Annotated in this window: 21 protein-coding genes; 12 read left to right on the top strand and 9 right to left on the bottom strand. The window is 66.8% G+C overall.

Going from position 1 to position 24,463, the window contains the following annotated elements; translation table 11 throughout:
* The first annotated feature begins 90 nt into the window (after nucleotides 1-90).
* From OG395_RS28020 to trxA, 5 genes are all read left to right on the top strand, one after another.
* The gene (locus OG395_RS28020) at nucleotides 91-1,812 is read left to right on the top strand and encodes a protein kinase family protein (RefSeq protein WP_327245398.1); all 1,722 of its coding nucleotides are present in this window, start codon (nucleotides 91-93) and stop codon (nucleotides 1,810-1,812) included.
* A gap of 162 nt (nucleotides 1,813-1,974) precedes the next feature.
* Entirely contained in the window at nucleotides 1,975-2,679 is a 705-nt protein-coding gene (sigM, locus tag OG395_RS28025; protein ID WP_327245399.1) for an RNA polymerase sigma factor SigM, read from the top strand.
* On the top strand, nucleotides 2,676-3,617 hold the full coding sequence (locus OG395_RS28030) for an anti-sigma factor family protein (RefSeq protein ID WP_327245400.1): 942 nt from the start codon (nucleotides 2,676-2,678) through the stop codon (nucleotides 3,615-3,617). Before sigM ends, OG395_RS28030 begins: the two co-directional genes overlap by 4 nt.
* A 133-nt stretch (nucleotides 3,618-3,750) precedes the next feature.
* Nucleotides 3,751-4,713 (top strand): thioredoxin-disulfide reductase, encoded by a 963-nt coding sequence (trxB, locus tag OG395_RS28035; RefSeq protein ID WP_327245401.1) that lies wholly within the window; start codon nucleotides 3,751-3,753, stop codon nucleotides 4,711-4,713.
* A 45-nt stretch (nucleotides 4,714-4,758) separates the two neighbouring features.
* Complete coding sequence (gene trxA, locus OG395_RS28040; protein WP_030930508.1) at nucleotides 4,759-5,091, top strand: thioredoxin; 333 nt, start codon at nucleotides 4,759-4,761, stop codon at nucleotides 5,089-5,091.
* Between the two features lie 81 nt (nucleotides 5,092-5,172).
* Here trxA and OG395_RS28045 read toward each other — a convergent pair whose 3' ends face one another.
* The 9 genes from OG395_RS28045 to rpmH form a co-directional block, all read right to left on the bottom strand.
* Nucleotides 5,173-5,790 carry a GNAT family N-acetyltransferase gene (locus tag OG395_RS28045; RefSeq protein ID WP_327245402.1) on the bottom strand — a complete coding sequence of 206 codons (618 nt, stop codon included), beginning with the start codon at nucleotides 5,788-5,790 and terminating at the stop codon, nucleotides 5,173-5,175.
* 303 nt (nucleotides 5,791-6,093) lie between these two features.
* Nucleotides 6,094-7,203 carry a ParB/RepB/Spo0J family partition protein gene (locus OG395_RS28050; RefSeq protein ID WP_327245403.1) on the bottom strand — a complete coding sequence of 370 codons (1,110 nt, stop codon included), beginning with the start codon at nucleotides 7,201-7,203 and terminating at the stop codon, nucleotides 6,094-6,096.
* Nucleotides 7,200-8,276 (bottom strand): ParA family protein, encoded by a 1,077-nt coding sequence (locus OG395_RS28055; protein ID WP_327245404.1) that lies wholly within the window; start codon nucleotides 8,274-8,276, stop codon nucleotides 7,200-7,202. The genes OG395_RS28050 and OG395_RS28055 overlap by 4 nt, the downstream gene beginning before the upstream one ends.
* Nucleotides 8,277-8,569: 293 nt before the next feature.
* Complete coding sequence (rsmG, locus tag OG395_RS28060; protein WP_327245405.1) at nucleotides 8,570-9,286, bottom strand: 16S rRNA (guanine(527)-N(7))-methyltransferase RsmG; 717 nt, start codon at nucleotides 9,284-9,286, stop codon at nucleotides 8,570-8,572.
* A 109-nt stretch (nucleotides 9,287-9,395) separates the two neighbouring features.
* Nucleotides 9,396-9,905: a Jag family protein gene (locus tag OG395_RS28065; RefSeq protein WP_327245406.1), complete on the bottom strand. Its 510-nt coding sequence runs from the start codon at nucleotides 9,903-9,905 to the stop codon at nucleotides 9,396-9,398.
* A gap of 14 nt (nucleotides 9,906-9,919) precedes the next feature.
* Nucleotides 9,920-11,200: a membrane protein insertase YidC gene (gene yidC / locus OG395_RS28070; protein ID WP_327245407.1), complete on the bottom strand. Its 1,281-nt coding sequence runs from the start codon at nucleotides 11,198-11,200 to the stop codon at nucleotides 9,920-9,922.
* Between the two features lie 3 nt (nucleotides 11,201-11,203).
* Entirely contained in the window at nucleotides 11,204-11,563 is a 360-nt protein-coding gene (gene yidD, locus OG395_RS28075) for a membrane protein insertion efficiency factor YidD (protein ID WP_078840445.1), read from the bottom strand.
* Nucleotides 11,560-11,931, bottom strand: coding sequence for a ribonuclease P protein component (rnpA, locus tag OG395_RS28080; protein ID WP_078840444.1), 372 nt, complete (start codon nucleotides 11,929-11,931; stop codon nucleotides 11,560-11,562). The genes yidD and rnpA overlap by 4 nt, the downstream gene beginning before the upstream one ends.
* Before the next feature lie 18 nt (nucleotides 11,932-11,949).
* The gene (rpmH, locus tag OG395_RS28085) at nucleotides 11,950-12,087 is read right to left on the bottom strand and encodes a 50S ribosomal protein L34 (protein ID WP_030930485.1); all 138 of its coding nucleotides are present in this window, start codon (nucleotides 12,085-12,087) and stop codon (nucleotides 11,950-11,952) included.
* Nucleotides 12,088-12,467: 380 nt separating this feature from the next.
* Here rpmH and dnaA point away from each other — a divergent pair, with 380 nt between their 5' ends.
* The 7 genes from dnaA (at nucleotide 12,468) to gyrA (ending at nucleotide 24,410) form a co-directional block, all read left to right on the top strand.
* Entirely contained in the window at nucleotides 12,468-14,264 is a 1,797-nt protein-coding gene (gene dnaA, locus OG395_RS28090) for a chromosomal replication initiator protein DnaA (protein WP_327245408.1), read from the top strand.
* Nucleotides 14,265-15,318: 1,054 nt separating this feature from the next.
* Nucleotides 15,319-16,449, top strand: a complete 1,131-nt coding sequence (dnaN, locus tag OG395_RS28095; RefSeq protein WP_266983733.1) for a DNA polymerase III subunit beta — start codon at nucleotides 15,319-15,321, stop codon at nucleotides 16,447-16,449.
* 131 nt (nucleotides 16,450-16,580) lie between these two features.
* A complete protein-coding gene (gene gnd, locus OG395_RS28100) occupies nucleotides 16,581-17,459 on the top strand; it encodes a phosphogluconate dehydrogenase (NAD(+)-dependent, decarboxylating) (protein WP_327245409.1) in 879 nt (292 codons plus the stop codon).
* Nucleotides 17,460-17,543: 84 nt separating this feature from the next.
* The gene (gene recF, locus OG395_RS28105; protein ID WP_327245410.1) at nucleotides 17,544-18,674 is read left to right on the top strand and encodes a DNA replication/repair protein RecF; all 1,131 of its coding nucleotides are present in this window, start codon (nucleotides 17,544-17,546) and stop codon (nucleotides 18,672-18,674) included.
* Nucleotides 18,671-19,252 (top strand): DUF721 domain-containing protein, encoded by a 582-nt coding sequence (locus OG395_RS28110; protein WP_327245411.1) that lies wholly within the window; start codon nucleotides 18,671-18,673, stop codon nucleotides 19,250-19,252. The genes recF and OG395_RS28110 overlap by 4 nt, the downstream gene beginning before the upstream one ends.
* 416 nt (nucleotides 19,253-19,668) lie before the next feature.
* Nucleotides 19,669-21,738, top strand: coding sequence for a DNA topoisomerase (ATP-hydrolyzing) subunit B (gyrB, locus tag OG395_RS28115; protein ID WP_327245412.1), 2,070 nt, complete (start codon nucleotides 19,669-19,671; stop codon nucleotides 21,736-21,738).
* A gap of 47 nt (nucleotides 21,739-21,785) precedes the next feature.
* Entirely contained in the window at nucleotides 21,786-24,410 is a 2,625-nt protein-coding gene (gene gyrA, locus OG395_RS28120) for a DNA gyrase subunit A (protein WP_327245413.1), read from the top strand.
* The last annotated feature ends 53 nt before the right edge of the window (nucleotides 24,411-24,463 follow it).

Here is a 24,463-nt window from a genome sequence, read left to right on the forward strand (position 1 = left end):
GTCGTGCATAGCGCTGGAGTGTGGGCACAATTGGCGTGACTGTGCAGAGCTGGCTGGCATCGCGCAACGGATGGGGAGGCAGGAACGACGGTGGCGGAACGTAGCACGGCTGCCGTCGACGTGGCCGACAACAGCGGTGATGAGCCGCTGGCCGCCAAGGCGGACGAGGCCACGACCGACGGGACGGCAGAAGCCCAGGAATCGGCGGGCACCAGCCCCCAGGACGCAGACGATGAGCGAAGCAGCTCGGAGGCCGCCTCGGCGACCCCTGATCTGCACAGCGGCCACAGACTTGCCCAGCGCTACCGACTGGAAGAGTGCGTCACCCGACTGGACGGATTCAGCAGCTGGCGTGCTGTCGACGAGAAGCTGCGCCGCGCGGTGGGCGTCCATCTGCTCCCCGCGGACCACCCGCGAGCCCGCTCCGTGCTGGCCGCGGCCCGGTCCTCCGCACTGCTCGGCGACCCCCGGTTCGTGCAGGTCCTCGACGCGGTCGAGGAGGACGACCTTGTCTACGTCGTCCATGAATGGCTTCCTGACGCCACCGAGCTCACGGCTCTGCTGGCCTCCGGCCCCATGGAGGCTCACGACGCGTACCAGCTGATCAGCCAGATCTCCCAGGCCATGGCGGCCGCGCACCGCGAGGGCCTCGCGCATCTGAGGCTCACCCCGGGAGCGGTGCTGCGCAGCTCGACCGGTCAGTACCGGATCCGCGGCCTCGCCGTTAACTCCGCCCTGCGGGGCATCACCGCAGAGCGTCCACAGCGCACGGACACGGAGGCGATCGGCGCCCTGCTCTACGCCGCGCTGACACAACGCTGGCCGTACGAGAACGACGCGTACGGTCTGTCCGGACTACCCAAGGGCGTGGGGCTGATCGCCCCCGACCAGGTGCGGGCCGGCGTACACCGCGGTCTCTCCGAGCTCGCCATGCGCGCCCTGGCCAACGACGGCGCCACCGCGTCCCGGCAGGAACAGCCGTGCACCACCCCGGACGAGCTCGCCAAGGCCGTCGCAGCGATGCCACGCATCCGCCCGCCCGAGCCCACGTTCGCGGCTCCGCCCGAGTACCAGCGGACGACCTACCAGCAGGGCACCTACGGACGTCCGTCCGCCCGTCCCGGCGCACCCGTGACTCAGCCAGTGATGGCCGTACCCCCGGCGCCGCTCCAGAGCCGCGCTGGCAAGGTCCTCAAGTGGGCCGTGTCCGCATTGCTGATCGCGGCCCTGGGCCTCGGCAGCTGGCAGCTCGCAGAGACGCTCCTCAACCGCGACAACGACCCGGGGAACCCTGGCAGCACACAGACCAACCCGGAAAACGGTGACAAGCACGCTGCCGCTCCGACCAAGCCGCTGCGGATCGTCGAAGCGATGGAGTTCATGCCCGGCGGCTCGGGGATAAAGCAGCAGGACGTGCCCTATGCCGTGGACGGCAAGTCGGACACCGCCTGGGTCACCCCTCAGTACAAGGGCTACGCAAATTTCGGCAACCTCGCGAACCGCAAGCAGGGCAGCGGCATAGTCGTTGACCTCGGCAGTGTGCAGGACGTGAGAGGCATCAAGATCAAGATGTACCGCAGCGGTCAGAAGGCGGAAGTGCTGGCCGCTGACAAGAGCGCATCCGCGCCCTCCTCCCTCGCCGACTTCTCGCAGCGCCTCACGAAGCTCGCCACGGCTGGGAACGGCCTGGAGAAGAACCTCGATGAACCGGTGCAAACCCGCTACATCCTGATCCACATCACCGAACTTCCGCCGGATGGGTCAGCGAGCCTCTTCCGCGGCGGCATCTCAGAGATCTCCGTTCTCGGCTGACGGCACAGGCCGACGGGAACGCATCCCGCCCGTCGGCCTGCTGCGCGAGCAGTAACGAATGACCGCAGTACTCATCGGACCGAGCTTCCTCATCTCTCTGACCCCGCTCGCCTGAATCGTGATAGACAGACGGACCTGACGCACAGAGGGAGGGGAGGGGAGGTGGCCGCCGAGCCTTCAGAGCCACTCAGCGACTCAGACCTCCTCGCTCGTCACGTAGCCGGTGAACCGGACGCCTTCGGTGAGCTCGTACGGCGCCACCGGGACCGGCTTTGGGCCGTGGCACTGCGAACTCTGGGAGACCGCGAGGAAGCGGCCGACGCGGTTCAGGACGCCCTGGTCTCCGCCTTCCGAGCCGCTCATACCTTCCGCGGCCAATCTGCCGTCACCACCTGGCTGCATCGCATCACGGTCAACGCCTGCCTCGACCGGGTTCGTAAAGCAGCGTCACGCAAGACCTCACCCGTCGACGACACCGAGCGGCTCGAACAGCTCCTGGAGCCCCACGAGTCCGCTGAGGCGCCGGCCGAGCGTCAGGATCTGCACCGCGAACTTCTGGCGGCGCTCGGCACACTTCCCGCCGAACAACGGGCCGCACTGGTTCTCGTGGACATGCAGGGCTATCCCGTGGCGGAGGCCGCCCGCATCCTCGAGGTGCCGACCGGCACTGTGAAAAGCCGCTGTGCACGGGGCCGAGCTCGGCTGGCCCCCCTCCTCGCCCACCTCCGTGGTGAAGTCGGAGAGAGCGGTGAACTCGGCACGGGAAGGAACCGGACGCAGAGGGCATCCGTCCCACCCGCATCGGGGCCAAGGGACGCAGAGACCAGTGATCCTGCTGGAGTGAAGGGCGGAGGTGGGCGCACATGACATCAACGACCGACACGACCCAGCACCCGGACGTCTCGGAGATCTCCGAGCTCACCGAAGGGCTACTCTCGCCGTCCCGCACGGCGGAAGTGAGCCGCCACGTGGATGAATGCGCACTCTGTGGCGACGTCAGGTCCGCTCTCGAAGAGATCCGCGGACTGCTCGGCACTCTGCCCGCTCCCGAGCCCATGCCCGATGGTGTCGCAGACCGTATCGATGCCGCGCTGGCCGCCGAGGCCGATGTTTCACGTGAAACATCGGCCGCCGCAGAACAGGGTCAGGAAGCGGGAGACCAAGAGGCGCGAGGCCTGGAAGCCGGGAACAGGGCAACTCAGTCCAACGTTGCGGACCGTCCCTCAGGGCACCCCGGGGCCGCCGGCGGCCCCGGCCGCCGGTCGGTACGGCGCCGCCGCATCGTCCTCGGCACAGCGCTGGGCGCTGCGGCGGTGGGCATAAGCGTCCTCATGCTCCAGACGTACCAGGACTCCTCAGGGGCCAAGGCGGCAGACATGCGCGGTGCCTCGAAGGCGGAAGCGAGCGCATTTTCGGGCTCCCCGCTCAGCCAGCGCGTACACACCCTCCTGAGCAATGTCGAGGCGTCCCCTCCCAAGCATCCCGACGCTGAGAAGCAGGCGCCGTCCGTCGATGTCCAGTCGACCCCGGGGAGCGAGCCTCCTGCCACCTCAGCCTCCGACACACCGCTGCGTGCTCCCGTCGCGTCCATCCCCGCCTGCGTAAAGCTGAGCACCGGACGAAAGACTGCCGCACTCGCCGTCGAGAAAGGCACTTACGAGGGCACCAACGCCTTCCTCGTCGTTCTGCCGCACGAGACCGACGCCGCCCTCGTTCAGGCCTATGTCATCGATGCGAGCTGCGTCCGCACAGACCCTGCGGGCAAGGGCGATCTTCTCCTGACGCGCACCTACGCTCGCCCCTGAGAATGGCACCGAACGGCGCTCCGGCACGTCGGGAATGCATCCCCCGTAGGATCCGTTGGGTGGGGTGAGAGTCGTTGAACCGACCCCAGTAGGCGTGGACAGTAGGCAGTCTGCAGAGACGAGGAAGAAACCCGTGAGCGACGTCCGTAATGTGATCATCATCGGCTCCGGCCCCGCGGGTTACACCGCCGCCCTTTACACCGCGCGCGCGTCGCTGAAGCCCCTGGTCTTCGAGGGCGCCGTCACCGCAGGTGGCGCGCTGATGAACACCACCGACGTGGAGAACTTCCCCGGATTCCAGGACGGGATCATGGGCCCCGAGCTCATGGACAACATGCGCGCCCAGGCGGAGCGCTTCGGCGCCGAGCTCATTCCCGACGATGTGATCGCCGTCGACCTCACTGGTGACATCAAGACCGTCACCGACACAGCCGGCACAGTGCACCGCGCCAAGGCTGTCATCGTCACCACCGGCTCCCAGCACCGCAAGCTCGGTCTGCCCAACGAGGACGCGCTCTCCGGACGCGGCGTCTCCTGGTGCGCCACCTGTGACGGCTTCTTCTTCAAGGACCAGGACATCGCCGTGGTCGGCGGCGGCGACACGGCTATGGAAGAGGCGACGTTCCTCTCCCGCTTCGCCAAGTCGGTCACGATCGTCCACCGCCGCGACTCGCTGCGCGCCTCCAAGGCCATGCAGGAGCGTGCCTTCGCCGACCCGAAGATCAAGTTCGCCTGGGACAGCGAAGTCGCCGGGGTACACGGCGAGCAGAAGCTCTCCGGTCTGACCCTGCGCAACACCAAGACCGGCGAGACGTCCGAGCTTGCGGTGACCGGTCTGTTCATCGCCGTCGGCCATGACCCGCGTACCGAGCTCTTCAAGGGGCAGCTCGACCTCGATGACGAGGGCTACCTCAGGGTCGACGCTCCCTCGACGCGTACCAACCTGACCGGCGTCTTCGGCGCCGGCGATGTCGTCGACCACACGTACCGGCAGGCCATCACCGCTGCCGGCACCGGCTGCTCCGCCGCCCTCGACGCCGAGCGCTTCCTTGCCGTGCTCGCCGACGAAGAAAAGGCCGCTGCGGCAGCCGTCTGATCCACGCCTCTCACCCCCACACCCCGCGAAGTTAAGGAGGCCGCCGTGGCCGGCGCCCTGAAGAACGTGACTGACGACTCCTTTGACGAGGACGTCCTGAAGAGCGAGAAGCCCGTACTGGTGGACTTCTGGGCAGCCTGGTGCGGCCCGTGCCGCCAGATCGCTCCCTCCCTGGAGGCAATCGCAGCCGAGCACGGCGACAAGATCGAAATCGTCAAGCTCAACATCGACGAGAACCCGGCGACCGCTGCCAAGTACGGCGTGATGTCGATCCCGACGCTGAACGTGTACCAGGGCGGCGAGGTCGCCAAGACCATCGTCGGCGCCAAGCCGAAGGCCGCGATCCTCCGCGACCTCGAAGGCTTCATCGCCGAGTAGGAGCACGGTGCACTGTTCCACGTGAAACGGGTCCATCCCTTGAGGGGATGGACCCGTTTCACATTCTCCCGAGCTCTCGGATCACAGCGGGCGCAGTGCCGGTTCCTTCTGCACGACACCCAGCAACCGGTCCAGTGCCAGTTCGACGTCTTCCTTCCACGAGAGCGTCGTGCGCAGCTCCAGTCTCAGCCGTGGATGCACCGGGTGCGGGCGTACGGTCTTGAAGCCCACCGCCAGCAGATGGTCAGCCGGAAGTACACAGGCCGGCTCCTTCCACCGGGCATCACCGAACGCCTCGATCGCCTTGAATCCTCGTCGCAGCAGGTCCTTGGCGACGGTCTGCACCATGACCCGCCCCAGCCCCTGCCCCTGATACCCGGGCATGATCCATGCGGTCATCAACTGCACGGCATCCGGGGACACGGGACTGGTGGGAAAGGCCGTCGAACGCGGCACATACGCCGGTGGCGCATAGAGAACGAAGCCGACCGGTACGTCGTCCACATAGACGACCCGGCCGCACGATCCCCACTCCAGCAGGACAGCCGAGATCCACGCTTCCTTTTCCAGCTCCGGAGTGCCTGCCTTTACCGCAGCTTGCCCACTGACCGGATCAAGCTCCCAGAAGACACACGAGCGGCACCGCTTGGGGAGATCGGGAAGGTTATCCAGTGTGAGCGGTACGAGCCGCCGTCCCATGAAGGCTGTTCCTCGCTTCCTTCGCCCGCCGCATCACGTGCGGCGGTCAGTGCACTCCGTTCGCGGAGCAGGCCGCCGACAAACCCTCCGACGGCTCCCAAGCCCAGCCCCACTGTCACCAGTCGGCTGCGGCTCACTGATCGCATGGCCCTCCCTCCGCCGAGGTGGATCAAGCTGGATGTGCCATATCAGAACGAATCGTATCCACCCGGAGATGAAGCCGACACCGTGAGAAAGCAAAGGGCGGGCTGTGTTCCGGTAAGCACCCGAACACGGCCCGCCTCACGGCTCACTCGGCGGGTGTCAGCCCTCGCCGTCCTCGCCGTCCTCGGCCGACTCCTCGGAGAGACGCCGCTCCAGCACGCGGCCCTCACCCGGCGCCAGACTGCCGAGAATGCGGTCCAGATCTTCCATCGAGGCGAACTCGACGACGATCTTTCCCTTCTTCTGCCCGAGGTCGACCTTCACCCTGGTCTCGAAGCGGTCCGAGAGCCGGGAAGCGAGATCGGAGAGGGCGGGAGACAGCCGACCGCCGGCCCGGGGCCCCTTGGCCTTCGGGGTACTGGTGGTCCGGGAACCCATCAGGGTCACGATCTCCTCGACCGCACGCACCGAGAGGCCTTCGGCCACGATGCGATGGGCCAGTCGATCTTGCTCCTCGGAGTCGTCCACGGACAACAGCGCTCTGGCATGACCGGCCGACAGCACCCCGGCAGCGACCCTGCGCTGCACAGGCGGAGAGAGCCGCAGCAGACGCAGCGTGTTCGACACCTGCGGACGCGACCGCCCGATCCGATCGGCCAGCTGGTCATGCGTGCACTTGAAGTCCTTGAGCAGCTGGTCGTACGCGGCTGCCTCCTCCAGTGGGTTCAACTGAGCCCGGTGGAGGTTCTCCAGAAGTGCGTCCAGGAGCAGCTTCTCGTCGTCCGTGGCCCGCACGATGGCTGGGATGCGCTCCAGACCCGCCTCACGGCAGGCCCTCCAGCGCCGCTCGCCCATGATGAGCTCATAGCGCTCCGGTCCCAGCTTCCGCACGACGACAGGCTGGAGGAGACCGACCTCCTTGATGGAGGTGACCAGCTCGGCAAGCGCGTCCTCGTCGAACACCTCGCGAGGCTGCCGGGGGTTCGGAGTGATGGACCCGAGGAGAACCTCGGCGAAGTACGCTCCCGCAGCGTCCGTCGCCCCAGAGGAGGCTTCGGGCTGCGAGACGGGCGCACTCGGCCCCGGTACAGCGGGAGCAGCCGCGAGCGTGGCCACCTTCGCCGCAGCCACCCCTCGCTCGGCCGTCATCACCGGGATCGCGCCCGGTGAAGCCGCACCCGGCTCGGAGGCCGGTACCTGACGCTCCTGCGGGGCAGCGGGAATCAGTGCGCCGAGCCCGCGCCCCAATCCTCTACGACGCTCACTCACTGGATCCCCTCCGAAATGTTCTGCTGGCTGTTCTGGCTGCCCGAGTGGGCATGTTGGGCCTCGTAGTGCACCCCGACCCCCCGCAGGGCAATCTCACGAGCTGCTTCGAGATACGACAAGGATCCGCTGGAACCCGGGTCGTAGGTCAGCACGGTCTGCCCGTAACTCGGCGCCTCCGAGATTCGCACGGACCGGGGGATGCTCGTGCGCAGCACCTCCTTGCCGAAGTGGCTGCGCACCTCCTCCGCCACCTGGGAAGCGAGCCGGGTCCTGCCGTCGTACATGGTGAGAAGGATCGTCGACACATGCAGACCGGGGTTCAGGTGTCCCCGGACCAGATCGACGTTCCTCAGCAGCTGTCCCAGTCCTTCCAGCGCGTAGTACTCGCACTGAATGGGGATCAACACCTCGGCGCCAGCGACCAGGGCGTTGACCGTCAGCAGACCGAGCGAAGGCGGGCAGTCAATAAGGATGTAGTCCAGCGGCTGCTCATACGCCTGGATCGCTCGCTGCAGTCGACTCTCCCGCGCCACCAGCGACACCAGTTCGATCTCCGCACCGGCGAGATCGATGGTGGCGGGGGCGCAGAAGAGACCTTCGACGTCCGGTACGGGCTGCACCACGTCGGAGAGCGGCTTGCTCTCCACCAGGACGTCATAGATAGAGGGAACTTCGGCATGGTGGTCGATACCCAGGGCCGTGGAGGCGTTTCCCTGCGGGTCGAGGTCGACCACCAGAACACGTGCACCGTGGAGTGCGAGCGAGGCGGCAAGGTTCACCGTCGTGGTCGTCTTACCCACTCCGCCCTTCTGATTGGCTACCACCATGACGCGTGTCTGGTCAGGGCGGGGCAGCCCCTCGCCGGCGCGGCCGAGGGCCTCGACCGCCAGCTGGGCCGCACGACCGATGGGTGTGTCGTCCATCGGCGGCGGTGTTTCACGTGAAACACCGTCCCCCGCCGATTCGGTTCGGGGACCGGGGACCGGATCGGTCATCGGTCCCGCGATGTTGGCGTCGGACCGCAAGGATTCACTCTCCTCGACTTCAGACTCGCAATGAGCAGAGCCTGCCATGCTTTCGGGGTCGTGAACCAGCGAGGCCCGCTCTTCTGTGGATGAATCCACTTCTGTGGACACCTCCGTAGCCCTTACGGGCCTGCGATGGCGCGGAGCGGCAGCCTTACGGCCGCGGCCGATGATTCCATGCAGCAGAGAGCGACGTTTCACGTGAAACACGATGCCCCTGCAGCCTAGCTACAGGGGCACGACACTCCGCACAGAGTACGTATGGCTGCTTGTGCGGAGCATTACCGATAGGCGGTAAGAACCGTACGTAATGACTGATTCCGCAGCGTGACTACCCGGGCTCAGCGCCGTCGTCGCGTGCGGCTTGTCCTTGCGGCCTTGGCCCTCTTTGCGGCGAACCTCACACCGCCCGGGCTCTCACCGACCACCACCCGCACCACGGTGGACATCGGCTCGACCACGCCCTCCCCGACGTGCAGCACCTCGGTCTCCACCACTCCGAGCTTGCTCAGAGCAGCCCGCGCACCGTTGATCTCCTCCTCGGCGGTGTCGCCCTTGAGCGCCAACATCTCCCCATAGGGGCGCAGCAGTGGCACACCCCAGCCGGCGAGTCGATCGAGTGGCGCCACGGCACGGGCTGTGACGACATGCACCGGCTGGAGCGTCCCGAGGACTTCCTCGGCCCGGCCACGGACCACGGTCACATGGTCCAGCCCGAGCAACTCGACGACTTCCTGCAGAAAATTCGTCCGCCGAAGCAACGGCTCCAGCAAGGTGATCTTCAAATCGGGACGAACCAACGCCAGTGGAATCCCCGGGAGACCCGCCCCGGAGCCCACGTCGCAGACCGTGACACCTTCGGGAACCACTTCGGAGAGCACCGCGCAGTTCAGCAGATGCCGTTCCCACAGCCGGGGCACTTCGCGGGGACCAATCAGACCGCGCTTGACCCCGGCATCGGCAAGGAGTTCCGCGTACCGGACAGCCTCCGGGAAGTACTCACCGAAAACTGCCCGCGCCTCTTCCGGCGCCTGGGGAAGCTCTACTTCCGCCGTCACGGGAACCGTCCTTCCATACCGCACTACCGCGCTGTGGGTGGCTGACTATCAGGCTGACAAAGATCGGCCCCGCCTGCGAACAGACGGGGCCGTCGGAACAAGGGTCCGGTCAGACCGGGAGAACGACGACGAAGCGCTGCGGCTCCTCGCCCTCCGACTCGCTGCGCAGACCTGCGGCCGCAACCGCATCATGCACAACCTTGCGTTCGAACGGCGTCATCGGGTCCAGCTTCACCGGCTCACCGGTCTTCTTGACCTCATCCGCGGCCTTGGCACCCAGCTCGGCCAGGACCGCGCGCTTCTTGGCCCGGAAGCCTGCGATGTCCAGCATCAGACGGCTGCGGTCACCGGTCTCACGGTGCACAGCCAGCCGCGTCAGCTCCTGGAGCGCCTCCAGCACCTCACCGTCGCGGCCCACGAGCTTCTGCAGTTCACGTGCCGAGTCGCTGATGATCGAAACCGCGGCCCGGTCCGCCTCGACGTCCATGTCGATGTCACCGTCGAGGTCGGCGATGTCGAGCAGGCCCTCGAGGTAATCGGCTGCGATCTCCCCTTCCTGCTCAAGGCGGGTCAAGGTGTCGCTGCCCTCAGCGGCCGTGGAGGTGGTGCCTTCCGTCACGGATGGACTCCTTCTTACTTCTTGGACGGGTGCTTGGGCCGCTGCGGGCCCCTGCGCTGTCCGGACTTGGCTTGGCGTGAGGAGCCGGACGCGGGCTTGCCCGCCGGCTTCGGCTTGTCGTCCTGCGGTGCGTCCTGTTTCTGCAGCGAGGTCTTGGCCTCCGACTCGGTGGAGTCGGTCTCCTTCGCCGCACCGGGCTGAGCAGCACCGGTCTGAGTCGTACCGCTCTGACGCTTCGCCTTGGTCTGGCGCTTGGGCTGCTGGCGCTTCTGCGCGGATCCGCCCTCGGCTTCGGCAAGAGCGGTGTCGCTCTTCGTCACCGTGCCGTCCTCCTGGGCGGCAAGGCCGAGTTTGGCCAGTCCGGTGATGAACTTCCGCTCGATGTCGTTGCGGTCAGAGCCCTTGGCCACGATCCGCTTGACCGTGTTGCGCCTGGTCCGGCCGCGCACCTCCCCGTGAGTGGTGACGCTCTTCAGCAGACGTTCCAGGTACTGGGTCTGCGCCTTGCTGCCCGGGGTCGGGTTCTGGTTGATCACGTACATCTGCTGACCCATGGTCCAGACGTTCGTGGTCAGCCAGTAGACGAGGACACCGACGGGGAAGTTGATGCCCATGACGGCGAAGATCAGCGGGAAGACGTACATCAGCATCTTCTGCTGCTGCATGTACGGCGTCTTGACCGTCAGGTCGACGTTCTTCGTCATGAGCTGGCGCTGCGTGAAGAACTGCGACGCCGACATCATGACGATCATGACCGCGGTGACGACGCGGACGTCGGTGAGCGAGGCACCGAGCGCTTCGACCTTGGCCGAGCTGTCCATGAACTTGGCGGCCAGCGGAGCACCGAAGATGTGTGCCTGCCGGGCGCTGTCGAGCAGCGGCTGGTCGATGACACCGATCGTCTTGCCCGAGGCGATGGCCGAGAGCACGTGATAAAGGGCGAAGAAGAACGGCGACTGCGCCAGGATGGGAAGGCACGAGGAGAGCGGGTTGGTACCCGTCTCCTTGTACAGCTTCATCATCTCTTCGGACTGACGCTGCTTGTCGCTCTTGTAGCGCTCCTGGATCGCCTTCATCTTCGGCTGGAGCACCTGCATGTTCCGGGTCGACTTGATCTGCTTAACGAAAAGCGGGATCAGACAGATCCGGATCAGCACCACAAGGGACACGATGGACAGGCCCCAGGCCCAGCCCGTGTCATCGCCGAAGATCGCTCCGTACAGCGTGTGGAACTGGACGATGACCCACGAAACGGGGTAAGTGATAAAGCTGAACAGACTGGCAATCGTGTCCACTAATCAGGCTCCTTGAGCATTGGGCGAAGTCTCTGCGGCCGGGCTCGGGGGTTCGGAGGCCGTCCCCCCGGGAGGCACATCAGCGGCGGAGTCCCCGCCCTTGCTGCCACGCAGTGCATTACGCAGCAGTTCGTGCCAACGCGGACGTTTGCGTGGCGGAACATGGTCCACGCCGCCGGGTGACCACGGATTGCACCGCAGGATGCGCCATGCGGTCAGCGCGGTTCCCTTGATCGCTCCGTGCCGGTCGATCGCCGTATATCCATAGTGGGAACACGACGGGTAGTAACGGCAGACAGGCCCGAGGAGTGGGCTGATCGTCCACTGGTACAGCTTGATCAGAGCCAGCAGCGGGTACTTCATCGCGCGCCCCCTCCCAGCAGCCGCTGAAGGGCGGCGTCCAGGTCTCGGGCCAGCTGTTCATGGTCGGCGTCGCCCGATCCGGGCAGCGCTCGTACGACAACCAGGCTACCGGGGGGCAGCATGGCCAGACGATCGCGGACCAGATGGCGAAGCCTCCGCTTCACCGCTGTGCGTACGACCGCGCCACCCACGGCTTTGCTGACAACGAAACCCGCACGCGGCGGGGGAGCACTCTCCCCAGTCACGTGCGGGTCCGTTGCACCGCTGCGTAGATGGACGACGAGTAGCGGGCGTCCGGCCCGGCGTCCTCGACGTACTGCGGTCGCGAAGTCCTCGCGCCGCCTCAGCCGATTCTCGGTAGGCAGCACGTCATGACCTGTAGGCGATCAGGCGGACAGGTTGGCGCGACCCTTGCCACGGCGGGACGCGAGAATCGCGCGGCCGGCACGGGTGCGCATACGCAGCCGGAAGCCGTGGGTCTTCGCGCGACGACGGTTGTTCGGCTGGAAGGTGCGCTTGCTCACTCGGGGGCTCCAGAAATGATTGTGTGTTGGCGGGACATCGCCTGGCTGTCACCGTGCGCCCACGAGAGACTCGCGTAAACGCCTTAGTGCACCGCTTCACAATCACAGATCGTGATCTTTGCCCATCGGAGGCAGGCGGCAGCAGCCATCGACAACTCGACCTGGTCACGGTACGCGCGGCTACGCCATCCGGTCAAACCCGCCCCGCGACGACCCGCGCTGTACACAGCCTGTGGACAACGACTTGAACCTCGCGGGTCGGCCTGACTACCGTGGCTGGACTGCGGTTCTTTTTCTTCCCGCCTGCCGGGCCTCACCCGTCCCGACCCATCCCGTCCCGAGAAACACACATTCGTGGGACCAGCGAGAGAGCGTGCCTTGTGGCTGACGTACCTGCCGATCTTGCCGCAGTGTGGCCACGAGTGCTGGAGCAACTCCTCGCGGAGGGCCAGCAGGGCATCGAGCCGAAGGACAAGCAGTGGATCGAGCGCTGCCAGCCGCTCGCGCTGGTCGCCGACACCGCGCTGCTCGCCGTGCCCAACGAATGGGGCAAGCGCGTTCTCGAGGGACGGCTCGCGCCGCTCATCAGCGAGACCCTGAGCCGCGAATGCGGACGCCCGATCCGAATCGCGATCACCGTCGACGACTCGGCGGGCGAGCCACCGACCCCGCCGGCCCCCCCGATGCACCAGTCCCAGCAGCCGCAGCAGCACCGCTACCAGGGACCCCAGCACGACGAGCGGCAGCACAGCGACGCCTACGACGGATACGGCCACCGGCCCTCGGACGACGGCATGCCGACGGCCCGCCCCGCCTACCCCGACTACCAGCAGCAGCGCCCCGAGCCCGGAGCCTGGCCGCGCACCCAGGAGGACCTCTCCTGGCAGCAGCCCCGGCTCGGCGGATTCCAGGAGCGCGACGCGTCCGCGGAGCAGTGGCGTGAGCCGCAGCACGACTACCGCCCCCAGCAGCACGACTACCGGTCCCAGCCGCCCGAGCGCCAGGGTTACGAGCAGCAGCGCCCCGAGCGCCACGACATGCCGGACCCCCAGCACCGGCAGGGTGGTCCCGGCACCGGACGCCCCGGCGGCGCCACCGGACCGATGGGTGCACAGCCCGCACCCGCACCCGGTCCCGGCGAGCCCCATGCCCGGCTGAATCCGAAGTACCTCTTCGACACCTTTGTCATCGGCGCGTCCAACCGGTTCGCGCACGCCGCCGCCGTCGCCGTCGCCGAGGCGCCCGCGAAGGCGTACAACCCCCTCTTCATCTATGGGGAGTCGGGGCTCGGCAAGACCCACCTGCTGCATGCCATCGGGCACTACGCGCGCAGTCTCTACCCGGGCACCCGGGTGCGCTATGTGAGCTCCGAGGAGTTCACCAACGAGTTCATCAACTCGATCCGCGACGGCAAGGGCGATACCTTCCGCAAGCGGTACCGCGACGTGGACATCCTGCTGGTCGACGACATCCAGTTCCTGGCGAGCAAGGAGTCGACGCAGGAGGAGTTCTTCCACACCTTCAACACGCTCCACAACGCCAACAAGCAGATCGTGCTGTCCTCGGACCGGCCGCCCAAGCAGCTGGTCACCCTGGAGGACCGGCTGCGGAACCGTTTCGAGTGGGGTCTGACCACCGATGTGCAGCCGCCGGAGCTGGAGACGCGCATCGCGATCCTCCGTAAGAAGGCGGTGCAGGAGCAGCTCAACGCCCCGCCGGAGGTCCTGGAGTTCATCGCCTCCCGGATCTCCCGCAACATCCGGGAGCTTGAGGGAGCGTTGATCCGGGTGACGGCCTTCGCCAGCCTCAACCGGCAGCCGGTGGATCTCGGGCTGACCGAGATCGTGCTGAAGGACCTGATCCCCGGTGGCGAGGACTCGGCTCCGGAGATCACGGCGACGGCCATCATGGCGGCGACCGCCGACTACTTCGGTCTGACCGTGGAGGATCTCTGCGGATCCTCACGCAGCCGGGTGCTGGTGACGGCTCGCCAGATCGCGATGTATCTCTGCCGTGAGCTGACGGATCTCTCACTGCCCAAGATCGGCGCGCAGTTCGGCGGCCGCGACCACACGACGGTGATGCACGCGGACCGCAAGATCCGTGCGCTGATGGCCGAGCGACGCTCCATCTACAACCAGGTCACCGAGCTCACCAACCGCATCAAGAACGGCTGACAGAGCGCCGGTACGGCTTCTGGCACGACTTCATGCACGGCGCCGAGGGCGCCCCTGCCCGACTTCCACACAAGTCCGGCAAGGGCGCCCTTCGTCGTTTCCTGCCCACATCCACGGGTCCGAGGCATGCCTCGGCGCGGTCCTGGAGCGTCCCTGCCGACCACCGGCAGCACGTCTGCCGGCCTCAGGAACGCCTCCGCGGGGCTGCCGAGGCACCTCGGCGGAGCTTCCAGAGACCTCCCGGAGCTCTTCCCCGCGCCATCCGCACACCTCCGCCCCGGCCCCGGTGTTCGAATACACGCCGCCGACCTGCGGTTCTCCACAGATCTGGGGAAAATTTCCTCTCCACAGCCTGGGGATCGCGAAGTTGTCCATATTGCTTCCACAGGGGCGACTGCCGATACTCCATCAGGCCAGGTCAAGGGCCTGGGGATTTGTGGCCAACGGTGATCCACAGCCTGTGGACAAAATATTCATCCACAGAGGCCCCCCAATGTTGTCCACCGGCGGCCCACAGGCCGGGCTGTGTTGTCCCCAGCTTCTCCACACCCCTGTCCACTGTTCGGCAACACAACACCCGCTTTCACCGCGCGGAGTGAAAGGCGTCACACCAAGGAGCCTGGTTGGGCTGTGGGGAACCTGGGTAAAACTGGGGACAGCCCTGGGGAGAACCACCCCTGTCCTGTGCATCGGGTGTGCAGAACTTTTGCGTGTCCACAGAAACGCCGGGTTGTCCACCGATGCCACCCACAGGACCAGTGGATAAAAAACCGGTCCTGACCTGCGAAAACGACGTTATCCACGGTTTCCACAGGACCTACTACTACTGCCACATAGAGTTAGCTCGGATTCCGCTTCGAAGTGGGTGCTGTGCACAACTCGGCGCCGGAGCTCTCCGAACCTCTTGTCGCGACTTGACCCCGAGCAGCACCGAGTGTCGGTGCCGTACGTCAGACTGGTCCCCGGACGTCCTCCGCCTGCCATCGGCGGAGCGACCCCGAGCAGACCGACGAAGGCCAGCAGGGCGAGCGAGCAACAGCAGGAGGCGGTTCCGGTGAAGATCCGGGTGGAGCGCGATGTACTCGCGGAGGCGGTGGCCTGGGTGGCCCGCAGCCTCCCGGCCCGTCCGCCGGCGCCCGTTCTTGCGGGCCTTCTTCTGAGGGCCGAGGACGGCGCGCTCAGCTTCTCCAGCTTCGACTACGAGGTCTCGGCCCGGGTCTCGGTGGACGCCGAGGTCGAGGAGGACGGCACGGTGCTGGTCTCCGGCCGGCTGCTCGCCGACATCTGCCGCGCCCTCCCCAACCGACCGGTGGAGATTTCCACCGACGGTGTACGGGCCACCGTGGTCTGCGGCTCCTCGCGATTCACACTCCACACCCTTCCTGTGGAGGAGTACCCGGCGCTGCCGCAGATGCCGACGGCGACGGGCACGGTTCCCGGCGAGGTCTTCGCCTCGGCCGCCGCCCAGGTCGCCATCGCCGCGGGCCGCGACGACACGCTGCCCGTCCTGACCGGTGTACGTATCGAGATCGAGGGCGACACCGTCACCCTGGCGTCCACCGACCGCTACCGCTTCGCGGTCCGCGAGTTCCTGTGGAAGCCGGAGAACCCGGACGCCTCGGCCGTCGCCCTGGTGCCCGCCAAGACGCTGCTGGACACCGCCAAGGCCCTGACCAGCGGTGACACGGTGACGCTGGCGCTGTCCGGCTCCGGTGCCGGTGAAGGTCTGATCGGTTTCGAGGGCGCGGGTCGGCGTACGACCACGCGACTGCTCGAAGGCGATCTGCCGAAGTACCGGACGCTGTTCCCCACCGAGTTCAACTCGGTCGCCGTCATCGAGACCGCCCCGTTCGTCGAGGCCGTCAAGCGTGTGGCCCTCGTCGCCGAGCGGAACACCCCGGTGCGGCTCAGCTTCGAACAGGGTGTGCTGATCCTCGAAGCCGGATCCAGCGACGATGCACAGGCTGTGGAGCGCGTCGACGCCGTGCTGGACGGTGACGACATCTCGATCGCCTTCAATCCGACCTTCCTGCTCGACGGGCTCAGCGCGATCGACTCCCCGGTCGCCCAGCTCTCCTTCACGACGTCCACCAAGCCCGCGCTGCTCAGCGGCCGGCCGGCTGTGGATGCCGAGGCGGATGACGCGTACAAGTACCTGATCATGCCGGTCCGCCTCTCCGGCTGATCCGGCCACCGGTCCTGTCACGGCAGCTCCCGACGGGCACGCTCAGAGCCGAGCATGCCCGTCGGTCTGTCCCCGGCCGGGCGTAGGCTCGGCCTTGGGTACGAATCGGCACAACGCTTAAGGAATCTCTGATGGAGTTCGGTCTCGTCGGCCTCGGCAAGATGGGCGGCAACATGCGCGAGCGCATCCGCCGCGCAGGCCACACCGTCATCGGTTACGACCGCAACCCGGACGTCTCCGATGTCCACAGCCTCGAAGAGCTTGTGGGCAAGCTGAAGGGCCCACGGGTCATCTGGGTGATGGTTCCGGCCGGTGCCGCGACCCAGTCCACGATCGACGAGCTGGCCGCGCTGCTCTCGCCCGGCGACATCGTCGTGGACGGCGGGAACTCCCGCTGGACGGACGACGAGAAGCACGCGGTCGAGCTGGGCATCAAGGGGATCGGCTTCGTCGACTGCGGTGTCTCGGGCGGCGTCTGGGGCCTGGAGAACGGCTACGCGCTGATGTACGGCGGCGACGCCGAGAACGTGGCGAAGGTCCAGCCGGTCTTTGACGCGCTGAAGCCGGAGGGCGACTTCGGTTCCGTCCATGCGGGAAAGGTCGGCGCCGGCCACTTCGCGAAGATGGTCCACAACGGCATCGAGTACGCCATGATGCAGGCCTATGCCGAGGGCTGGGAGCTGCTGGAGAAGGTCGACTCCGTCACCGATGTGCGCGAGGTCTTCCGCTCCTGGCAGGAGGGCACGGTCATCCGTTCCTGGCTGCTCGACCTGGCGGTCAACGCGCTGGACGACGACGAGCACCTCGACAAGCTCCGTGGCTTCGCCGCCGACTCCGGTGAGGGCCGGTGGACGGTGGAGGCCGCGATCGACAACGCGGTGCCGCTGCCCGCGATCACCGCTTCGCTCTTCGCGCGATTCGCCTCGCGCCAGGACGACTCCCCGCAGATGAAGATGATCGCCGCGCTGCGTAACCAGTTCGGTGGCCACGCGGTCGAGAACAAGAAGTAGCCGCACCGAGGGCGGGCCGGACTCACATCACCGGCCCGCACTGCGGAGCACGGAGCAGGAAGCCGGGAAGGTCGGCATACACCCATGCATGTCACGCATCTCTCGCTGGCCGACTTCCGCTCGTACGCCCGGGTCGAGGTACCGCTCGACCCGGGCGTCACCGCGTTCGTGGGGGCGAACGGTCAGGGCAAGACGAATCTGGTCGAGGCCGTCGGCTACCTCGCGACGCTCGGTAGCCATCGTGTCTCCTCCGATGCGCCGCTGGTGCGGATGGGCGCGGACCGGGCCGTCATCCGGGCCGCCGTCACCCAGGGCGAGCGCGCGCAGCTGATCGAGCTGGAGCTCAATCCAGGCAGGTCCAATCGCGCCCGGATCAATCGATCGTCGCAGGTCAGGCCCCGTGACGTGCTGGGGATCGTACGGACTGTGCTGTTCGCGCCGGAGGATCTGGCGCTCGTCAAGGGCGATCCCGGGGAGCGTCGGCGTTTCCTCGACGAGCTGATCACTGCGCGTTCGCCGCGGATGGCCGGGGTCCGTTCGGACTACGAGCGGGTGCTCAAGCAGCGCAACACCCTGCTGAAGTCCGCGGCGATGGCGCGCAGGCACGGCGGCCGGTCGATGGATCTGTCCACCCTCGACGTGTGGGACCAGCATCTGGGCCGGGTGGGCGCGGAGCTGCTGGCGCAGCGGCTGGATCTGATCGCGACCCTGCAGCCACTGACGGACAAGGCGTACGCGGATGTCGCGCCCGGTGGTGGCCCGGTGACGCTGGAGTACCGCAGTTCGGTCGGTGCGGGGGTGGAGCCCGCCCGTACCCGTGACGAGCTGTACGAGCAGCTGCTCGCTGCACTCGCGGAGGTCCGCAAGCAGGAGATCGAGCGTGGCGTGACGCTTGTCGGTCCGCACCGTGACGATCTGCTGCTGGGACTGCGCGGGATGCCCGCCAAGGGGTACGCGAGCCATGGCGAGTCCTGGTCGTACGCGCTGGCGCTGCGGCTTGCCTCGTACGATCTGCTGCGCACCGAGGGAAATGAGCCGGTGCTCGTCCTGGACGATGTCTTCGCCGAGCTGGATGCGCGGCGCCGGGAGCGGCTGGCGGAGCTGGTCGCTCCAGGGGAGCAGGTGCTGGTGACGGCGGCGGTGGACGATGACGTTCCTGATGTGCTGGCGGGAACGCGGTATGCGGTGTCGGCGGGCGAGGTGAAGCGGATATGAGCGGGTCCGTCGATCCGGCGAAGGGCTCTGCCGGCAGCCCGCAGGAGCCGTTGGGCGAGGTGAAGCTGCCGGAGGCGTCCGGTGTCGATCTGGCGCGGGTCGCCCTGCGTGCCGCGAAGGAGCAGGCTCGGGCGCGCGGGGCCGCGGCGCAACAGAAGAAACAGGCCAGACGGGGCGGTGGGCTGCGTTCCGGCGCGCGGGCGGACGGGCGCGATCCGTTGCCGCTGGGCGCCGCGATCAATCGTCTGATCACCGAGCGCGGCTGGGAGACCCCCGCGGCGGTGGGCGGTGTGATGGGCCGCTGGCCGCAGATCGTCGGTGAGGATCTGGCCAATCATTGTGTGCCGCTGCGGTACGACGAGGCACCCGAGGAGCGGGTGCTCACGGTGCAGTGCGATTCGACGGCCTGGGCGACGCAGCTGCGGCTGCTGGCGCCGCAGCTGGTCGCCCGGTTGAACGCGGATCTGGGGCACGGAACAGTGAAGTTGATCAAGGTTCTGGGGCCGGGTGGTCCGCAGCGCAGATTCGGTCCGCTGCGTGTGCCGGGAAGCACCGGCCCGGGCGACACGTACGGCTGACCTGGGCTTTTCTCTCCCTGCGCGGTTCTTTGCCCGATGTCGGCAGCTGCCGCTCCACAGTCTGGAGAGGTTCGGCTGCGGTGGTGTGCTGCCTTCTCTGCGGTGTTGTCCGCTGCTTCCGTGATGTGTGGGTCTGTGCAGGTTGAAACCCTGCGGTGTGGCAGGGGCGTCCCTCACCGTAGCGAGAGGTTGACAGGCCGAAGCGCTCAATGCCCGCGTGAGCCTCTTGGGGCCCCATCCCGAATATGGGGAGTCGTCAGGCGCTCATTCAGGGCGGCACATGCGGACTCAGGTACCGGCAAACCCCCATTCGTGTCGGCGCTACCGGTAGACTGGTGAACAATCCCGCATGCTTGCGGGAGTCGTCGATACAAGCCGAACGACGCAGCCGCTCCCGCTTGCCCGGAGAACGGCCTGTGCTGTGCCAGAAAGGGCGCTTCGTGGCCGATTCCGGCAACCCCAACGAGAACATTCCGTCCACACCCGGTGAGAGCGGCGAGGCGGCTGCCTCGTACGACGCCAGCGCGATCACCGTCCTCGAGGGCTTGGACGCGGTCCGCAAGCGACCTGGCATGTACATCGGCTCGACCGGTGAGCGTGGACTTCACCACCTTGTGCAAGAGGTCGTCGACAACTCGGTCGATGAAGCCCTGGCCGGGCACGCGGACACCATCGACGTCACGATCCTTGCCGACGGCGGGGTCCGAGTGATCGACAACGGTCGCGGTATCCCCGTCGACATCGTGCCGTCGGAGAAGAAGCCCGCGGTCGAGGTCGTGCTGACGGTGCTGCACGCCGGCGGCAAGTTCGGCGGCGGCGGATATGCCGTCTCCGGCGGTCTGCACGGTGTCGGTGTCTCCGTCGTGAACGCCCTGTCGACGCGCGTCTCCGTCGAGGTCAGGAGGGACGGCTACCGCTGGACCCAGGACTACAAGCTCGGTGTGCCCACGGCGCCGCTGGCCCGTAACGAGGCCACCGACAAGACCGGCACGACCGTCACCTTCTGGGCCGACGGCGACATCTTCGAGACCACCGAGTACTCCTTCGAGACGCTGTCGCGCCGCTTCCAGGAGATGGCGTTCCTCAACAAGGGCCTGACGATCAGGCTCACGGACGAGCGCGAGTCGGCGAAGGCGACGGCGGGCGCGGATGTCGCGGAGGCGGTCGAGGTCGCCGAGGAGGAAGCGGCCCGGACGGTCACGTACCACTACGAGGGCGGCATCGTCGACTTCGTGAAGTACCTCAACTCCCGCAAGGGCGACGTCATTCACCAGTCGGTGATCGACATCGAGGCCGAGGACAAGGAGCGACTCCTCTCGGCCGAGATCGCGATGCAGTGGAACACGCAGTACAGCGAGGGTGTCTACTCCTTCGCCAACACGATCCACACGCATGAGGGCGGTACGCACGAGGAGGGCTTCCGTGCGGCGCTGACCACGCTGGTCAACAAGTACGCGCGGGACAAGAAGCTGCTGCGCGAGAAGGACGACAACCTCACCGGTGACGACATCCGTGAGGGTCTGACGGCGATCATCTCGGTGAAGCTGGGCGAGCCGCAGTTCGAGGGCCAGACGAAGACCAAGCTGGGCAACACGGAGGCGAAGACCTTCGTCCAGAAGGTGGTCCACGAGCACCTCACGGACTGGTTCGACCGGAACCCGAACGAGGCCGCGGACATCATCCGCAAGGGCATCGCGGCAGCCACGGCCCGCGTCGCCGCCCGGAAGGCGCGTGACCTGACCCGTCGCAAGGGGCTCCTGGAGAGCGCCTCGCTGCCGGGCAAGCTGAGCGACTGCCAGTCGAACGACCCGACGAAGTGCGAGATCTTCATCGTCGAGGGTGACTCCGCCGGTGGTTCGGCGAAGTCCGGCCGTAACCCGATGTACCAGGCCATCCTGCCGATCCGTGGCAAGATCCTGAACGTCGAGAAGGCCCGGGTCGACAAGATCCTGCAGAACACCGAGGTCCAGGCGTTGATCTCGGCCTTCGGTACCGGAGTCCACGAGGACTTCGACATCGAGAAGCTCCGCTATCACAAGATCATTCTGATGGCGGACGCCGACGTCGACGGTCAGCACATCAACACGCTGCTGCTGACGTTCCTCTTCCGCTTCATGCGGCCGCTGGTCGAGGCCGGCCATGTCTACCTCTCCCGCCCGCCGCTCTACAAGATCAAGTGGGGCCGCGACGACTTCGAGTACGCGTACTCGGACCGCGAGCGCGACGCCCTGGTCGAGCTCGGCAAGCAGAACGGCAAGCGGATCAAGGAAGACTCGATCCAGCGCTTCAAGGGTCTCGGCGAGATGAACGCCGAGGAGCTGCGCATCACGACGATGGACGTCGACCACCGCGTGCTTGGCCAGGTCACGCTGGACGACGCGGCGCAGGCCGACGACCTCTTCTCGGTGCTGATGGGTGAGGACGTCGAGGCACGGCGCTCGTTCATCCAGCGCAACGCCAAGGACGTCCGCTTCCTCGACATCTGAGTCGGCCGTACCAAGCAAGCCGCAGCTCGAAAGGACTTTGACCAGCAATGGCCGACGAGAACACCCCTGTCACCCCTGAAGAGGAACCCACAGCCGCAGGTGTGGGCATGCGTGTCGAGCCCGTGGGGCTCGAGACGGAGATGCAGCGCTCCTACCTCGACTACGCGATGTCCGTCATCGTGTCGCGTGCGCTGCCGGACGTACGGGACGGCCTCAAGCCCGTCCACCGCCGTGTGCTGTACGCCATGTACGACGGCGGGTACCGGCCCGAGAAGGGCTTCTACAAGTGCGCCCGTGTCGTCGGTGACGTCATGGGTACGTACCACCCGCACGGCGACTCCTCGATCTACGACGCGCTCGTGCGACTGGCGCAGCACTGGTCGATGCGCATGCCGCTGGTCGACTCCAACGGCAACTTCGGTTCTCCGGGCAACGACCCGGCCGCAGCCATGCGGTACACCGAGTGCAAGATGATGCCGCTGTCCATGGAGATGGTCCGGGACATCGACGAGGAGACCGTCGACTTCCAGGACAACTACGACGGCCGCAACCAGGAGCCGACGGTTCTGCCGGCGCGCTTCCCGAACCTGCTGGTCAACGGCTCCGCGGGCATCGCGGTCGGCATGGCGACCAACATCCCGCCGCACAACCTGCGCGAGGTCGCGGCCGGTGCCCAGTGGTACCTGGAGCACCCGGAGGCCTCGCACGAGGAGCTGCTGGAGGCCCTGATCGAGCGGATCAAGGGCCCGGACTTCCCGACCGGAGCGCTCGTCGTCGGCCGCAAGGGCATCGAGGAGGCGTACCGCACGGGCCGTGGCTCCATCACGATGCGCGCGGTCGTCGCGGTCGAGGAGATCCAGAACCGGCAGTGCCTGGTCGTCACGGAGCTTCCGTACCAGACCAACCCCGACAACCTCGCGCAGAAGATCGCCGACCTGGTCAAGGACGGCAAGGTCGGTGGCATCGCGGACGTCCGCGACGAGACGTCCTCGCGCACCGGTCAGCGTCTCGTGGTCGTGCTGAAGCGGGACGCGGTCGCCAAGGTCGTACTCAACAACCTGTACAAGCACACCGATCTCCAGACGAACTTCGGCGCGAACATGCTGGCGCTGGTCGACGGGGTGCCGCGCACGCTGTCGATCGACGCGTTCATCCGCCACTGGGTGACGCACCAGATCGAGGTCATCGTCCGGCGTACGAAGTTCCGCCTGCGCAAGGCGGAGGAGCGGGCGCACATCCTGCGCGGTCTGCTCAAGGCACTCGACGCGATCGACGAGGTCATCGCCCTCATCCGGCGCAGCCAGACGGTCGAGATCGCGCGTGAGGGCCTGATGGGCCTGCTGGAGATCGACGAGATCCAGGCGAACGCGATTCTGGAGATGCAGCTGCGCCGACTGGCCGCGCTGGAGCACCAGAAGATCACGGCCGAGCACGACGAGCTCCAGGCGAAGATCAACGAGTACAACGAGATCCTGGCGTCGCCGGTACGGCAGCGGCAGATCGTCAGCGAGGAGCTGGCGGCGATCGTCGAGAAGTTCGGCGACGACCGGCGCTCCAAGCTGGTGCCCTTCGACGGTGACATGTCCATCGAGGACCTGATCGCCGAGGAGGACATCGTCGTCACCATCTCGCGCGGCGGCTATGTGAAGCGTACGAAGACGGACGACTACCGCTCGCAGAAGCGCGGCGGCAAGGGCGTCCGCGGCACGAAGCTCAAGGAAGACGACATCGTCGACCACTTCTTCGTGTCGACGACCCACCACTGGCTGCTGTTCTTCACCAACAAGGGTCGCGTCTACCGGGCCAAGGCGTACGAGCTTCCGGACGCCGGCCGGGACGCACGCGGCCAGCACGTCGCCAACCTGCTGGCCTTCCAGCCGGACGAGCAGATCGCCGAGATTCTGGCGATCCGGGACTACGAGGCCGCGCCCTATCTGATCCTCGCCACCAAGGGCGGCCTGGTGAAGAAGACCGCGCTGAAGGACTACGACTCCCCGCGTTCCGGCGGTGTCATCGCGATCAACCTCCGCGAGACGGAGGACGGCAGCGACGACGAGCTGATCGGTGCGGAGCTGGTCTCGGCCGAGGATGATCTGCTGCTCATCAGCAAGAAGGCCCAGTCCATCAGGTTCACTGCGACGGACGATGCGCTGCGCCCGATGGGCCGTGCGACCTCGGGCGTCAAGGGCATGAGTTTCCGCGAAGGCGACGAACTGCTCTCGATGAATGTCGTCAGGCCCGGTACGTTCGTGTTCACTGCCACCGATGGTGGGTACGCGAAGCGGACCCCCGTCGACGAGTACCGCGTTCAGGGTCGTGGCGGCCTGGGTATCAAGGCTGCCAAGATCGTGGAGGACCGGGGCTCGCTGGTCGGCGCGCTGGTGGTCGAGGAGACGGACGAAATCCTCGCCATCACGCTCGGCGGCGGTGTGATTCGTACGCGAGTCAATGAAGTCAGGGAGACGGGCCGTGACACCATGGGCGTCCAACTGATCAATCTGGGCAAGCGTGACGCGGTCGTCGGCATCGCACGTAACGCCGAGGCCGGCCGCGAGGCCGAAGAGGTCGACGGAGATGCGGATGCCGAGGCGACTGCCGAGGCGACCGCAGAGAACACTGTCGAGGGCACTGTCGAAGGCACGTCGCCTTCGACCGGGGAGCACGAGGAGTAGAGCGTGAGTGGAGCCACGGGCGCCGGTTCGGCCGCTTCCGGAGCTGGAGCGAG

It is taken from the genome of Streptomyces sp. NBC_01320, assembly GCF_035974375.1.
GTDB classification, from domain to species: domain Bacteria; phylum Actinomycetota; class Actinomycetes; order Streptomycetales; family Streptomycetaceae; genus Streptomyces; species Streptomyces yanii.

Excerpts from the sequence above, each read along its gene's own strand:
- recF (WP_327245410.1), top strand. The coding sequence starts at position 17,544 with ATGCATGTCACGCATCTCTCGCTGGCCGACTTCCGCTCGTACGCCCGG.
- OG395_RS28055 (WP_327245404.1), bottom strand. The coding sequence starts at position 8,276 with ATGGCAGGCTCTGCTCATTGCGAGTCTGAAGTCGAGGAGAGTGAATCC.
- OG395_RS28110 (WP_327245411.1), top strand. The coding sequence starts at position 18,671 with ATGAGCGGGTCCGTCGATCCGGCGAAGGGCTCTGCCGGCAGCCCGCAG.
- yidD (WP_078840445.1), bottom strand. The coding sequence starts at position 11,563 with ATGAAGTACCCGCTGCTGGCTCTGATCAAGCTGTACCAGTGGACGATC.
- OG395_RS28045 (WP_327245402.1), bottom strand. The coding sequence starts at position 5,790 with ATGGGACGGCGGCTCGTACCGCTCACACTGGATAACCTTCCCGATCTC.
- OG395_RS28030 (WP_327245400.1), top strand. The coding sequence starts at position 2,676 with ATGACATCAACGACCGACACGACCCAGCACCCGGACGTCTCGGAGATC.
- gnd (WP_327245409.1), top strand. The coding sequence starts at position 16,581 with ATGGAGTTCGGTCTCGTCGGCCTCGGCAAGATGGGCGGCAACATGCGC.
- gyrA (WP_327245413.1), top strand. The coding sequence starts at position 21,786 with ATGGCCGACGAGAACACCCCTGTCACCCCTGAAGAGGAACCCACAGCC.